General features: G+C 68.4%; 13 protein-coding genes. 12 read left to right on the forward strand and 1 reads right to left on the reverse strand.

What is annotated here, in order from left to right:
- Positions 1 to 7: 7 nt before the first annotated feature.
- The 8 genes from BN973_RS14215 (at position 8) to xerD (ending at position 9,308) form a co-directional block, all read left to right on the forward strand.
- Positions 8 to 817 (forward strand): TlyA family RNA methyltransferase, encoded by an 810-nt coding sequence (locus tag BN973_RS14215; protein WP_036468908.1) that lies wholly within the window; start codon positions 8 to 10, stop codon positions 815 to 817.
- Complete coding sequence (locus BN973_RS14220; protein ID WP_036468909.1) at positions 814 to 1,737, forward strand: NAD kinase; 924 nt, start codon at positions 814 to 816, stop codon at positions 1,735 to 1,737. The genes BN973_RS14215 and BN973_RS14220 overlap by 4 nt, the downstream gene beginning before the upstream one ends.
- Before the next feature lie 24 nt (positions 1,738 to 1,761).
- On the forward strand, positions 1,762 to 3,516 hold the full coding sequence (gene recN, locus BN973_RS14225) for a DNA repair protein RecN (RefSeq protein WP_036468910.1): 1,755 nt from the start codon (positions 1,762 to 1,764) through the stop codon (positions 3,514 to 3,516).
- 183 nt (positions 3,517 to 3,699) lie between these two features.
- Entirely contained in the window at positions 3,700 to 4,881 is a 1,182-nt protein-coding gene (gene steA / locus BN973_RS14230; RefSeq protein WP_036468911.1) for a putative cytokinetic ring protein SteA, read from the forward strand.
- 22 nt (positions 4,882 to 4,903) lie between these two features.
- The gene (locus tag BN973_RS14235) at positions 4,904 to 5,848 is read left to right on the forward strand and encodes a copper transporter (protein WP_036468912.1); all 945 of its coding nucleotides are present in this window, start codon (positions 4,904 to 4,906) and stop codon (positions 5,846 to 5,848) included.
- Positions 5,849 to 5,996: 148 nt separating this feature from the next.
- Entirely contained in the window at positions 5,997 to 7,748 is a 1,752-nt protein-coding gene (locus tag BN973_RS14240; protein ID WP_036468913.1) for a CTP synthase, read from the forward strand.
- Positions 7,741 to 8,367: an NUDIX domain-containing protein gene (locus BN973_RS14245; RefSeq protein WP_036468914.1), complete on the forward strand. Its 627-nt coding sequence runs from the start codon at positions 7,741 to 7,743 to the stop codon at positions 8,365 to 8,367. The genes BN973_RS14240 and BN973_RS14245 overlap by 8 nt, the downstream gene beginning before the upstream one ends.
- Positions 8,364 to 9,308: a site-specific tyrosine recombinase XerD gene (gene xerD, locus BN973_RS14250; RefSeq protein WP_036468915.1), complete on the forward strand. Its 945-nt coding sequence runs from the start codon at positions 8,364 to 8,366 to the stop codon at positions 9,306 to 9,308. Before BN973_RS14245 ends, xerD begins: the two co-directional genes overlap by 4 nt.
- 78 nt (positions 9,309 to 9,386) lie before the next feature.
- On the opposite strand, the gene BN973_RS14255 is transcribed toward xerD, so the two are convergent.
- Entirely contained in the window at positions 9,387 to 10,136 is a 750-nt protein-coding gene (locus tag BN973_RS14255; RefSeq protein ID WP_036468916.1) for an O-methyltransferase, read from the reverse strand.
- Positions 10,137 to 10,330: 194 nt separating this feature from the next.
- Here BN973_RS14255 and BN973_RS14260 point away from each other — a divergent pair, with 194 nt between their 5' ends.
- The 4 genes from BN973_RS14260 to BN973_RS14275 are packed head-to-tail and all read left to right on the forward strand — an operon-like array spanning position 10,331 to position 13,456.
- On the forward strand, positions 10,331 to 11,197 hold the full coding sequence (locus BN973_RS14260) for a ParA family protein (protein WP_025734920.1): 867 nt from the start codon (positions 10,331 to 10,333) through the stop codon (positions 11,195 to 11,197).
- Complete coding sequence (locus BN973_RS14265; protein ID WP_036468917.1) at positions 11,194 to 12,009, forward strand: segregation/condensation protein A; 816 nt, start codon at positions 11,194 to 11,196, stop codon at positions 12,007 to 12,009. Before BN973_RS14260 ends, BN973_RS14265 begins: the two co-directional genes overlap by 4 nt.
- On the forward strand, positions 12,009 to 12,713 hold the full coding sequence (gene scpB / locus BN973_RS14270; RefSeq protein WP_036468918.1) for an SMC-Scp complex subunit ScpB: 705 nt from the start codon (positions 12,009 to 12,011) through the stop codon (positions 12,711 to 12,713). Before BN973_RS14265 ends, scpB begins: the two co-directional genes overlap by 1 nt.
- Positions 12,713 to 13,456, forward strand: a complete 744-nt coding sequence (locus BN973_RS14275) for a pseudouridine synthase (RefSeq protein ID WP_036468919.1) — start codon at positions 12,713 to 12,715, stop codon at positions 13,454 to 13,456. The genes scpB and BN973_RS14275 overlap by 1 nt, the downstream gene beginning before the upstream one ends.
- Positions 13,457 to 13,492 lie beyond the last annotated feature (36 nt).

Genomic DNA, 13,492 nt, shown 5'->3' on the forward strand with positions numbered 1-13,492 from the left:
TGCGGGCATGGCACGACGCGCCCGCGTTGACGCCGAGCTGGTGCGGCGCGGCCTGGCGCGATCCCGTCAGCAGGCCGCCGAGTTGATCGGCGCCGGGAAGGTCAGCATCGACGGCATGCCCGCGGTCAAACCCGGCACCGCCGTCGCGGCCACCGCGGCCCTGACCGTCGCCGACGACGGCCAGCGTCGCTGGGTTTCGCGCGGAGCCCACAAACTGATCGGCGCGCTCGACGCCTTCGGGATCGAGGTCGAGGGCCGTCGCTGCCTGGACGCCGGCGCGTCGACCGGCGGCTTCACCGAGGTCCTGCTGGACCGGGGCGCCGCGCAGGTGGTGGCCGCCGATGTCGGCTACGGGCAGTTGGCCTGGTCGCTGCGCGCGGATTCGCGGGTGATCGTCGTCGAGCGGACCAACGTTCGCGACCTGTCGCCCGAGGCGATCGGCGGACGCGTCGACCTGGTGGTGGCCGACCTGTCGTTCATCTCGCTGTCCACCGTGTTACCCGCGCTGGCTGGTTGCGCCGACCCCGGCGCGGATATCGTTCCCATGGTGAAGCCGCAGTTTGAGGTGGGCAAGGGCCAGGTCGGCGCCGGCGGCGTGGTACAGGACCCGGTGCTGCGCGCCGACGCGGTGCTGGCGGTTGCCCGACGCGCCGGCGAGCTGGGCTGGCACACCGTCGACGTCACGGCCAGCCCGCTGCCGGGACCGTCGGGCAATGTCGAGTACTTCCTGTGGCTGCGCGCCGACACCGATCGCACGCTGATCGGCGACGGGCTCGTCGACGCGGTGCACCGCGCGATAGGCGAGGGCCCGCAATGACCGCCGAACGCACCATTCTGCTGGTCGTGCACACCGGACGCGAGGAAGCCACCGAGACCGCGCGCCGTGTCCAGAAAGTGTTGAGCGACAACGGCATTGCGCTTCGCGTCTTGTCCACCGAGGCGGCCGACCGGGGGCCGCTGCAACTGTCTGCCGACGACGTGCGGGCGATGGGCGTCGGAATCGAGGTGGTCGACGCCGAGCCGGACGCCGCGGCAGGCTGCGAACTGGTGCTGGTTCTCGGCGGCGACGGCACCTTCCTGCGCGCGGCCGAACTTGCCCGCAATGCGGGCATTCCGGTGCTGGGCGTCAACCTGGGCCGCATCGGCTTTCTGGCCGAGGCCGAAGCCGAGGCCATCGATCGGGTGCTGGAACATGTGGTCTCCCAGGACTACCGGGTCGAGGAGCGCCTGACGCTCGACATCGCGGTGCGCCACCGCGGGAAGCTGATCGATCAGGGCTGGGCGCTCAACGAGGCCAGCCTGGAGAAGGGCCCCCGGCTGGGCGTGCTGGGTGTGGTCGTCGAAATCGAGGGACGGCCGGTGTCGACGTTCGGCTGCGACGGCGTACTGGTGTCCACACCCACCGGATCCACCGCCTACGCGTTCTCCGCCGGCGGCCCGGTGCTGTGGCCGGACCTCGAGGCGATCCTGGTGGTGCCCAACAACGCTCACGCGCTGTTCGGCCGGCCGATGGTCACCAGCCCGGAGGCCACGATCGCGATCGAGATCGAGGCCAGCGGCAACGACGCCCTGGTGTTCTGCGACGGTCGCCGCGAAATGCTGTTACCCGCGGGAGGACGCCTCGAGGTGAAACGCTGTGGCACCGCGGTGAAATGGGCACGGCTGGACAGTGCGCCGTTCACCGACCGGCTGGTGCGAAAGTTCCGGTTGCCCGTGACCGGTTGGCGCGGAAAGTAACGGCCCCGCAGCGGTGCTGATGCAATGCTGACCGAAATCCGCATCGAGTCATTGGGTGCGATCAGCTCTGCGGTCGGGGAGTTCGACCGCGGCCTGACCGTGCTGACCGGTGAGACCGGCACCGGCAAGACCATGGTGGTGACGGGCCTGCATCTGCTCGGCGGTGCCCGCGCCGACGCGAACCGGGTGCGCTCGGGCGCCGACCGCGCGGTTGTCGAAGGCCGTTTCACCACAACCGATCTCGACGACGCCGCGATCGCGCAGCTGGACGAACTGCTGGACGCGTCGGGCGGGGAGCGCGACGAGGACGGCAGCGTGATCGCGTTGCGCTCGGTCAGCCGGGACGGGCCGTCGCGGGCGTATCTGGGTGGGCGCAGCGTGCCCGCGAAGTCGTTGGGTGACTTCACGACCGAGTTGCTCACCCTGCATGGGCAAAACGACCAGCTGCGGTTGATGCAGCCCGAGGCGCAACGCGGCGCGCTGGACCGCTTCGCGAAGGCCGGCCCCGCCCTCGAGCGCTATCGCAAACTGCGCGACGCCTGGCTGACGGCGCGGCGCGACCTGTTCGACCGCCGCAACCGGATGCGCGAGCTTGCGCTGGAGGCCGACCGGCTGAGCTTCGCGCTGGGCGAGATCGACGCCGTCGACCCGCAACCCGGGGAGGACGACGCCCTTATCGCCGACATCGTGCGGCTGTCCGAACTGGACACCCTGCGCGAGGCCGCGGCCACCGCCCGCGCGGCGTTGTCGAGCGAGGACCTGTCCGGGACCAGCGCCGCCGACAGTCTCGGGCGGGCCAGGGCCGCACTGGAATCCACCGACGACGCCAAGCTGCGGGCGCTGGCCGAGCAGGTCCGTGAGGCGCAGACGGTGGTCGACGACGCGGCCCAGGAGCTCGGCGGCTACCTCGACGAGTTGCCGGTCGATGCCAGCGCGCTGGAGTCCAAGCTGGCCCGCCAAGCCGAACTGCGCACGCTGACCCGTAAGTACGCCGCCGATGTCGACGGGGTGTTGCAGTGGGCGGCCGAATCCCGCGAGCGGCTCGCGCAGCTGGACGTCTCCGAGGAGGGGCTTGCCGCACTGCAGCGCCGCGCCGACGAGCTCGCCGGTGAACTAGCCCAAGCCGCAGTCGATCTCAGCAAGTGCCGGCGCAAGGCGGCCAAGCGGCTGGCCAAAGAGGTGACCGCGGAGCTGGCCGGGCTGGCGATGGCCGACGCCGACTTCACCATCCAGGTGAGCACCGACGTCACCGTCGACAAGGACGACCCGGCCACCTTCACGCTGCCCTCCGGCGAGCTGGTCCACGCCGGCGCCGATGGCGTCGACCAGGTCGAGTTCGGCTTCGCCGCCCACCGGGGCATGACGGTGCTGCCGCTGGCCAAGAGCGCCTCCGGGGGCGAGCTGTCCCGGGTGATGCTGGCGCTGGAAGTCGTGCTGGCCGCGTCGCGCAAGATTTCCAGGGGCACCACGATGGTGTTCGACGAGGTCGACGCCGGCGTCGGCGGTAGGGCTGCCGTCCAGATCGGGCGGCGGTTGGCACGGTTGGCGCGCACCCACCAGGTCATCGTGGTGACCCATCTGCCTCAGGTCGCGGCCTACGCCGACGTGCACCTGGTGGTGCATCCGGCCGGGCCGCGGGGCACCAGTGTGGTGCGCCGGGTCACCGGCGACGAGCGGGTCGCCGAGCTGGCGCGGATGCTGGCCGGGCTGGGCGAATCCGACAGCGGCCGGGCCCACGCCCGCGAACTGCTCGACGGCGCCCAGAACGACGAGATCTAAGCGTCGCCCGTCCCGCCCAGCGTCGACTTGTTGCGGGAAAACGGCCCCTTTGAGCCCAACAAGTCGACACTCGAGACCGCATCGACACCCACCTGTTACTGATGTGACTCTAGATAACTTCTGGGGCTGATGTTACGGCGCGCCTCCACGCCTGAGCCGGTGATCGCGGCCAGAATCGCCCCCATGAAGATGTCAGGGCTGCTCACACGAAATGCTTCCCGGCCGGGTTTGACCGGCACCGCACGGGTGGACCGCAATATCGACCGCCTGCTGCGAAGGGTCTGCCCGGGAGACATCGTGGTGCTCGACGTCCTGGACCTGGACCGCATCACCGCCGAGGCGCTGGTGGAGGCCGACATCGCCGCCGTCGTCAACGCCTCGCCGTCGGTCTCCGGCCGTTACCCGAACATGGGCCCGGAGGTACTGGTCAACAACGGCGTCACGCTGATCGACGAGACCGGGCCGGACATCTTCAAGAAGGTCAAGGACGGCGCCAAGATTCGCCTGCATGAAGGCGGGGTGTACGCGGGCGAGCGTCGGCTGATCCGCGGCACCGAGCGCACCGACCACGACATCGCCGACCTGATGCGCGAGGCCAAGAGCGGCCTGGCCGCCCATCTGGAGGCGTTCGCCGGCAACACAATTGAGTTCATCAAGAGCGAGAGCCCGCTGCTGATCGACGGCATCGGCATTCCCGACATCGACCTCGACCTGCGTCGCCGCCACGTGGTGATCGTCGCCGACGAGGACAGCGCCGCCGACGACCTGCGCTCGCTCAAGCCGTTCATCAAGGAGTATCAGCCGGTGCTCGTCGGCGTGGGCAGCGGCGCCGACGTGCTGCGCAAGGCGGGTTACCGGCCGCAGCTCATCGTCGGCGACCCGGAGCAGATCAGCACCGAAGCCCTCAAGTGCGGCGCCCACGTCGTGTTGCCGGCCGACGCCGACGGCCACGCGCCCGGGCTGGAGCGGATTCAGGACCTCGGAGTCGGGGCGATGACCTTCCCGGCCGCGGGCTCGGCCGTCGACCTGGCGCTGCTGCTGGCCGACCACCACGGCGCGGCGCTGCTGGTGACGGCCGGTCACACCGCCAACATCGAGACGTTCTTCGACCGGACGCGGACCCAGAGCAACCCGTCGACGTTTTTGACCAGGCTTCGGGTCGGGGAGAAGGTGGTCGACGCCAAGGCGGTCGCCACGCTGTACCGCAACCACATCTCGGGCGGTGCCATCGCGCTGCTGGCGCTGACGATGCTGATCGCGGTCATCGTCGCGCTGTGGGTGTCGCGCACCGACGGCGTGGTGCTGCACTGGGTCACCGACTACTGGAATCACTTCTCCCTGTGGATTCAGCACTTGGTCACGTAGTCAGCCGTAAGGACGTGCGCTCATGATCTCGTTACGCCAACATGCCTTCTCGCTGGCCGCGGTCTTTCTCGCGTTGGCCGTCGGCGTCGTGCTGGGGTCGGGCTTCTTGTCCGACACCCTGCTGTCCAGCCTGCGGGACGAGAAGCGGGATCTCTACACGCAGATCAACGGGCTCAACGACCAGAAGAACGTTCTGAATGAAAAGCTCAGCGCGGCAAACAATTTCGACAACCAGCTGATGGGCCGGATCGTGCGCGACGGGCTGGCAGGCAAATCCGTCGTGGTCTTCCGCACCCCGGACGCCAAGGACGACGACGTCGCCGCGGTCTCCAAGATCGTCGGGCAGGCCGGTGGGACCGTCACCGGGACAGTGGCACTGACCCAGGAGTTCGTCGACGCCAACTCCGCGGAGAAGCTGCGGACCGTGGTGAACTCGTCGGTGCTGCCCGCCGGCCAGCAGCTCAGCACCAAGCTAGTCGACCAGGGATCCCAGGCCGGTGACCTGTTGGGCATCACCCTGCTGATCAACGCCAACCCGGCGGCCCCACCCGTCGATGACACTGCGCGCGACACCGTGCTGGCGGCGCTGCGCGAGAGCGGATTCGTCACATACCAGCCCAGCGATCACATGGGGGCGGCCAACGCCGCCCTGATCGTCACCGGCGGCGCGCTGCCCCAGGATGCCGGCAATCAGGGGGTGAGCGTGGCCCGCTTCGCGGCGGCGCTGGCGCCGCACGGCTCGGGGACGCTGCTGGCCGGGCGGGACGGATCGTCGACGGGCGGCGCCGCGGTCGCGGTCGCGCGCGCCGACTCCGGCATCAACTCCGCGATCAGCACCGTCGACGATGTCGACGCCGCACCCGGGCGGATCACCGCGATCCTCGGCCTGCATGACCTGCTCAACGGCGGCCATGTCGGGCAATACGGCACCGGTCACGGCGCCACGTCGATCACCGTTGCGCAGTAGCGAATCGCGCGCCACCCGTCTGTCGCTGGGCGTGTTAGCCGCGCCCTGGGGTCGCTGGTGTTAGGGTGGATTTCCGTGGGTCGGCAGGCCCAGCTGGTTAAAAGCGAGACATAACGACGCCCTGCCCGTCTTCACGGAGGTCGCTTAAGTGCGTAGGCATCCGCAAACCACCACCAAGCACCTCTTCGTCAGCGGCGGGGTCGCTTCTTCCCTCGGCAAGGGTTTGACCGCCAGTAGCCTCGGCCAGCTACTGACCGCCCGCGGACTCCACGTCACGATGCAAAAGCTCGACCCGTATCTCAACGTGGACCCCGGCACGATGAACCCGTTCCAGCACGGCGAAGTCTTCGTCACCGAAGACGGCGCCGAGACCGACCTCGACGTCGGCCACTACGAGCGGTTTCTGGATCGCAACCTGTCCGGCTCGGCGAATGTCACTACCGGGCAAGTGTATTCAACGGTCATCGCCAAGGAGCGCCGCGGCGAATACCTCGGCGACACCGTGCAGGTGATCCCGCACATCACCGACGAGATCAAGAGCCGCATCCTGGCCATGGCCGAACCCGACGCCGACGGACGCCGCCCGGACGTCGTGATCACCGAGATCGGCGGCACCGTCGGCGATATCGAGTCGCAGCCATTCCTGGAGGCCGCGCGGCAGGTCCGCCACGACGTCGGCCGGGAGAACGTTTTCTTCCTGCACGTGTCGCTGGTGCCGTACCTGGCGCCGTCCGGTGAGCTCAAGACCAAGCCGACTCAGCACTCGGTGGCCGCGCTGCGCAGCATCGGTATCACCCCCGACGCTTTGATCCTGCGCTGCGACCGTCCCGTTCCCGAGCCGCTGAAGAACAAGATCGCGCTGATGTGTGACGTCGACATCGACGGTGTCATCTCCACTCCGGACGCGCCGTCGATCTACGACATCCCCAAGGTGCTGCACCGCGAGGAGCTCGACGCGTTCGTGGTGCGCCGGCTCAACCTGCCGTTCCGCGACGTGGACTGGACGCAGTGGAACGACCTGCTGCGCCGCGTGCACGAGCCGCACGAGACCGTGCGAATTGCGTTGGTGGGCAAGTACGTTGATCTGTCCGACGCCTACCTGTCGGTGACCGAAGCCTTGCGCGCGGGCGGGTTCAGGCATCACGCCAAGGTCGAGATGGTCTGGGTGCCCTCCGACGACTGCGAGAGCACCGCTGGTGCCGCGTCGGCGCTGGCCGACGTGCACGGGGTGCTGATCCCCGGCGGGTTCGGCATCCGTGGCATCGAGGGCAAGATCGGCGCCATCCGATATGCACGGTCGCGCGGTTTACCGGTGTTCGGGCTGTGCCTCGGGCTGCAATGCATCGTGATCGAGGCCGCCCGCTCGGTCGGTCTGACCGAGGCCAACTCGGCCGAATTCGAACCGTCCACACCGGATCCCGTCATCTCGACGATGGCCGATCAGGAGCACATCGTGGCCGGCGAAGCCGACCTGGGCGGCACCATGCGACTGGGCGCCTACCCCGCAGTACTCGATCCGGATTCGATTGTGGCGCAAGCATATGGTGCCACCCAGGTGTCCGAGCGGCATCGGCACCGCTACGAGGTCAACAACGCCTACCGGGAGAAGATCGCCGAAAGCGGCTTGCGGTTCTCCGGGACCTCGCCGGACGGCCACCTGGTGGAGTTCGTCGAATACCCCTCGGACATCCACCCATTCGTCGTCGGCACCCAGGCGCACCCCGAACTGAAGAGCCGGCCCACCCGGCCACACCCACTGTTCGTGGCATTCGTCGGTGCGGCGATCGACTATCAGAAGGGCGAGCTGCTGCCGGTGGAGATCCCCGAGCACACCTCCAACGGCAACCAGCATCGAGACACTGCCGAGCGGTCGATACCCGAACCCGCCACTCGTGGCTGAGCATGTATTCGAGACGGCGTCGAGCGAAACGCTCTACACCGGAAAGATTTTCACTCTGCGCCGCGATGAGGTGCGGATGCCCGGCGGCAACACCGCGGCACGCGAGGTGCTGGAGCACTACGGCGCGGTAGCCATCGTGGCGATGCGCGACGATCACAGCATCGCGATGGTCTACCAGTACCGGCACACCTTCGGCCGGCGCTTGTGGGAGTTGCCGGCGGGTCTGCTCGACCTCGCGGGCGAGCCGGCTCACCTCAGCGCGGCCCGCGAGCTCGAGGAGGAAGTCGGTCTGCGCGCCGACACCTGGCAGGTTCTCGTCGACCTCGACACCGCGCCCGGATACAGCGACGAATCGGTACGCGTCTTTCTGGCCACCGGGCTCACCGAGATCGGCCGCCCCGAGGCGCACGACGAGGAAGCCGATCTGACGATGCGCTGGGTCCCGGTGAACGACGCGGTGCGCCTTGTTTTCAGCGGGGAAGTGGTCAATTCCATTGCGGTATCCGGGATTCTGGCCGTGCACGCCGTGACGACCAGGGTGGCGCAGCCGCGCCCGGTGGACATCCCGTGGGAAGACAAGCCCAGCGCTTTCGCCGCCCGGAAAGCGGTCGACCGATGACGACCGCGCTGACGCTCGAGACCCAACTGCAGGGCTATCTCGACCACCTGACGATCGAGCGCGGGGTCGCGGCCAACACCCTCAGCTCCTATCGGCGCGATCTGCGCCGGTATTCAAAGCACTTGGAAGAACGCGGAATTCACGACCTGGCCAAGGTCGGCGAGGACGACGTCAGCGAGTTCCTGGTGGCGCTGCGCCGCGGCGATCCCGATTCCGGGGCGGCGGGCTTGTCGGCGGTGTCGGCGGCGCGGGCGCTGATCGCGGTGCGCGGCCTGCACCGCTTCGCCGCCGCCGAGGGGCTGGCCGAGCTGGACGTGGCACGCGCGGTGCGCCCGCCCACGCCGGGCCGGCGACTGCCCAAGAGCCTGACCATCGACGAGGTACTGGCGCTGCTGGAAGGCGCGGGCGGGGACAGCCCGTCCGACGGTCCGCTGACGCTACGCAACCGCGCGCTGCTGGAGTTGTTGTACTCGACCGGAGCACGGATCTCCGAAGCCGTCGGCCTCGACGTCGACGACATCGATACCCAGGCCAGGTCGGTGCTGCTGCGCGGCAAGGGCGGCAAGCAGCGGCTGGTCCCGATCGGTCGGCCCGCCGTGGCGGCGCTGGACGCCTACCTGGTGCGGGGACGCTCGGAGCTGGCTCGCCGCGGCCGCGGCACGGCGGCGATCTTCCTCAACGCCCGCGGCGGACGGCTGTCGCGGCAAAGCGCGTGGCAGGTGTTGCAGGACGCCGCCGAGCGCGCCGGGATCACCTCCGGGGTGTCGCCGCACATGCTGCGGCACTCGTTCGCCACCCACCTGCTGGAAGGCGGGGCCGACGTGCGCGTCGTGCAGGAGCTGCTCGGCCACGCCTCGGTGACGACCACCCAGATCTACACCCTGGTCACCGTGCACGCCCTGCGCGAAGTGTGGGCCGGCGCCCACCCGCGCGCCACCTGATCCTTCGCGCCGAGCGTCGAATTGTCGGGCCGAAAACGCGGAAATCCCCACAACAAGTCGACGTTCGACGGACAGTGGTCAACCCAAAAGGTCGGACTCGAGCACCAGGTCGTACACCATCGACTGGTATTCCAGGTGAGCCTTGTGCTCGACGGTGTTCCACAGCTTGCCCTGCTGCTGGCGCATGTACTCGCGGTACTTCGGTGCGCCCGGCACCCGGACGTTGTCGGCGACCGCGATCGAGCCCTGGTGTAGCCAGCCCCGGTCCATGATGCTCAGCAGGTCGTCGAGGTAGGCGGCCTTGTCGTGGTCAATGAAGAGGAAATCGAGTGCGCCAGAAGCGAATCCGTGTCCCGCGAGCGCGTCGAGCGTGCGCCCGCCGTCGCCGATGGTGCCGACCACACAGGTCACCCGGTCGGCGACACCGGCATGCTCCCAGATCCGCCGAGCGTTGACCGCGTTGGCCTCGGCGAGTTCGACGGAGAACACCTTGGCGTTCGGCGCGGCCCGGGCGATCCGCAGCGCGCCATAGCCGCAGTAGGTACCCAGCTCCAGCGCGAGCGTGGGGTCGGCCCGGCGCACGGCGGCATCGAGCAGCAGGCCCTTCTCGTCGCCGACATTGATCAGGATCGACTTCTCGTAGGCGAACTTGTCGATGGTGGCCAGCACGTCGTCGATGTCACCGGCGCGGGCGTTGTTGACGACGTAGTCGACCGCGGCCGCCTCGCGCCCGTCGCCGATCTGGCCCGTCGTACTGATGTTGCGAATTCCGGCGGCCATCCGCCACACCGACCACCGCAGCAGCGGTACCCGTCGTTTGAGGTCCATGGGCCTAACGATAGACCCGGCAAGCCGCGGGCCGAATGTTGCTGGTGTGACTGAAGTTAACTCTGGATGCCCCGCCGGGCGCTCACCGCGCTGTTTGCGCATATTCCCTGGTTATCTCGCCTGCGGGTCGCCCGGTTTACGCGCGCCTACCCGTTAGACTTTCCGACGATGTTCACCTCTGCAACACCCCGGGCATGACGACCGAGCACCCGGACGACGCCGTCGAGATCGGCTTGACGGGGCGTCCGCCGCGGGCGATCCCGGAACCGCAGCCGCGCACGTCGCACGGCCCGGCCAAGGTGATTGCGATGTGCAACCAGAAGGGTGGCGTCGGGAAAACCACGTCGACGATCAACCTGGGCGCCGCGCTCGCCGAGTACGGCAGGCGGGTGCTGCTGGTGGACATGGACCCGCAGGGCGCGCTGTCGGCGGGCCTGGGCGTCCCGCACTACGACCTGGAGAAGACCATTCACAACGTGCTGGTGGAGCCGCGGGTCTCGATCGAGGACGTGCTGCTGTCCACCCGGGTCAAGCACCTGGACCTGGTGCCCAGCAACATCGACCTGTCGGCCGCCGAGATTCAACTGGTCAACGAGGTGGGGCGGGAGCAGACGCTGGGCCGGGCGCTGCACCCGGTGCTGGACCGCTACGACTACGTGTTGATCGACTGCCAGCCGTCGCTGGGCCTGCTCACCGTCAACGGGCTGGCCTGCTCCGACGGCGTGGTCATCCCCACCGAGTGCGAGTTCTTCTCGCTGCGCGGCCTGGCGCTGCTCACCGATACCGTCGACAAGGTGCGTGACCGGCTCAACCCGAAGCTCGAGATCAGCGGCATCCTGCTGACCCGCTACGACCCGCGCACCGTCAACGCCCGCGAGGTGATGGCCCGCGTCGTCGAGCGCTTCGGTGACCTGGTGTTCGACACCGTGATCACCCGGACCGTGCGTTTCCCGGAGACCAGTGTGGCGGGCGAACCGATCACCACCTGGGCGCCGAAGTCGACGGGCGCCATCGCCTATCGCGCGCTGGCCCGCGAGTTCATCGACCGATTCGGCGCGTGAACGACACAGCTAATGGTGAGGCGCCACCGCAGACCGGCTCCTCAACCGGTTTCCAGGTCCGCCTCACCAACTTCGAGGGGCCGTTCGACCTGCTGCTGCAGCTGATCTTCGCGCATCGGCTCGACGTGACGGAGGTGGCGCTGCACCAGGTCACCGACGACTTCATCGCCTACACCCGCGAGATCGGCGCCCAGCTGGATCTGGAGGAGACCACCGCGTTCCTCGTGGTCGCCGCGACCCTACTGGATCTCAAGGCCGCGCGGCTGCTGCCAGCCGGGCAGATCGACGACGAGGAAGACCTCGCGCTGCTCGAGGTGCGCGACCTGCTGTTCGCCCGGCTGCTGCAGTACCGCGCGTTCAAGCACGTCGCGGAGATGTTCGCCGAGCTGGAAGCCACCGCGCTGCGCAGCTACCCGCGCGCGGTGTCGCTCGAGGACCGGTTCACCGAACTGCTCCCCGAGGTGATGATCGGCGTCGACGCGCAGCGCTTCGCCGAGATCGCCGCGGTCGCATTCACCCCGCGGCCGGTGCCGACGGTGGCGGTCGGCCACCTGCACGACCTCATGGTCTCGGTGCCCGAGCAGGCCCAGCAACTGCTGTCGATGCTCGAAGCGCGGGGCGCCGGTCAATGGGCCACATTTTCCGAGCTGGTCGCCGACTGCGAGGTACCGATGGAGGTGGTCGGACGCTTCCTGGCGCTGCTCGAGCTGTATCGGTCCCGGGCGGTAGCATTCGACCAGTCGGAGCCGCTCGGCGTGCTCCAGATTTCGTGGACCGGCGAGCGTCCGAGCACCGAAATACGGGACGAGTAATGACTGAAGACCTGCCCGACCTCGATCTTGGTGATCCCGACGGTGGCATCCCCGATATCGCCGAGGTAGTGCCGATGGATCCCGAGGAACTCGGGTCCGTGCTGGAGGCGCTGCTGTTGGTGGTCGACGCCCCGGTCACCGACGAAGCGCTGGCCGCGGCCACCGAGCAACCCGTCTACCGCATCGCCGCCAAGCTGCAGGCGATGTCCGAGGAACTCTCCGCACGCGACAGCGGCATCGACCTGCGTAAGTCCGGCGAGGGGTGGCGGATGTACACCCGGGCCCGGTACGCCCCCTACGTGGAGAAGCTGCTGTTGGATGGAGCGCGCTCCAAGCTCACCCGGGCAGCGCTGGAGACCCTGGCCGTGGTGGCCTACCGCCAGCCGGTGACCCGCGCGCGGGTCAGCGCGGTCCGCGGTGTCAACGTGGACGCCGTCATCCGAACCCTGTTGGCGCGCGGCTTGATCACCGAGGCCGGCGTCGACGAGGACAGCGGTGCGGCCACTTTCGCGACGACCGAGTTGTTCCTGGAACGCCTGGGCCTGGAGTCGCTGGCCGACCTGCCCGATATCGCACCGCTGCTTCCCGACGTCGACACGATCGAGGATCTGAGCGAATCCCTGGACAGCGAACCACGTTTCATCAAGCTGTCGGGTGGACAGACGACCGAACAGTCGTTGTCGTTTGACGTGGACCAGGATTGATGGCCGAAGATCAAGGGGTTCGGCTGCAAAAAGTGTTGTCCCAAGCCGGAATTGCGTCGCGTCGGGCGGCCGAGAAGTTGATCGTCGACGGGCGCGTCGAGGTGGACGGTCAGGTGGTGACCGAGCTGGGCACCCGGGTCGATCCCGATGCGTCGGTGATTCGCGTGGACGGAGCCCGAATCGTCGTCGACGAGGCGCAGGTGTATCTGGCGCTGAACAAGCCGCGTGGAATGCATTCGACGATGTCCGACGACCGCGGCCGGCCGTGCATCGGCGATCTGGTCGAGCGGCGAGTGCGGGGCAACAAGAAGCTCTTTCACGTGGGACGGTTGGACGCCGACACCGAGGGGCTGATCCTGCTGACCAACGACGGCGAGCTGGCACACCGGTTGATGCACCCCTCTCACGAAGTGCCCAAGACATATCTGGCGACGGTCTCCGGCACCGTCCCGCGCGGGCTGGGCAAGCAATTGCGGGCCGGTGTCGAGTTGGAGGACGGCCCGGCGCGGGTCGACGATTTTGCGGTGGTGGACGCGATTCCCGGAAAGACGTTGGTGCGATTGACATTGCATGAAGGCCGCAATCGGATCGTGCGCCGGATGCTGGCGGCCGTGGGCTTCCCGGTGGAGGCGCTGGTGCGAACCGACATCGGCGGGGTCTCGCTGGGCAAGCAGCGCCCGGGCCACATCCGGGCGTTGAGCCAGGGTGAGATCGGCCAGCTGTACAAAGCGGTGGGCCTGTGAGCGGAACGAGCGGAACGAACGCAGTGAGTGACGGGA

The organism is Mycobacterium triplex (assembly GCF_000689255.1).
GTDB classification, from domain to species: Bacteria; Actinomycetota; Actinomycetes; order Mycobacteriales; family Mycobacteriaceae; genus Mycobacterium; species Mycobacterium triplex.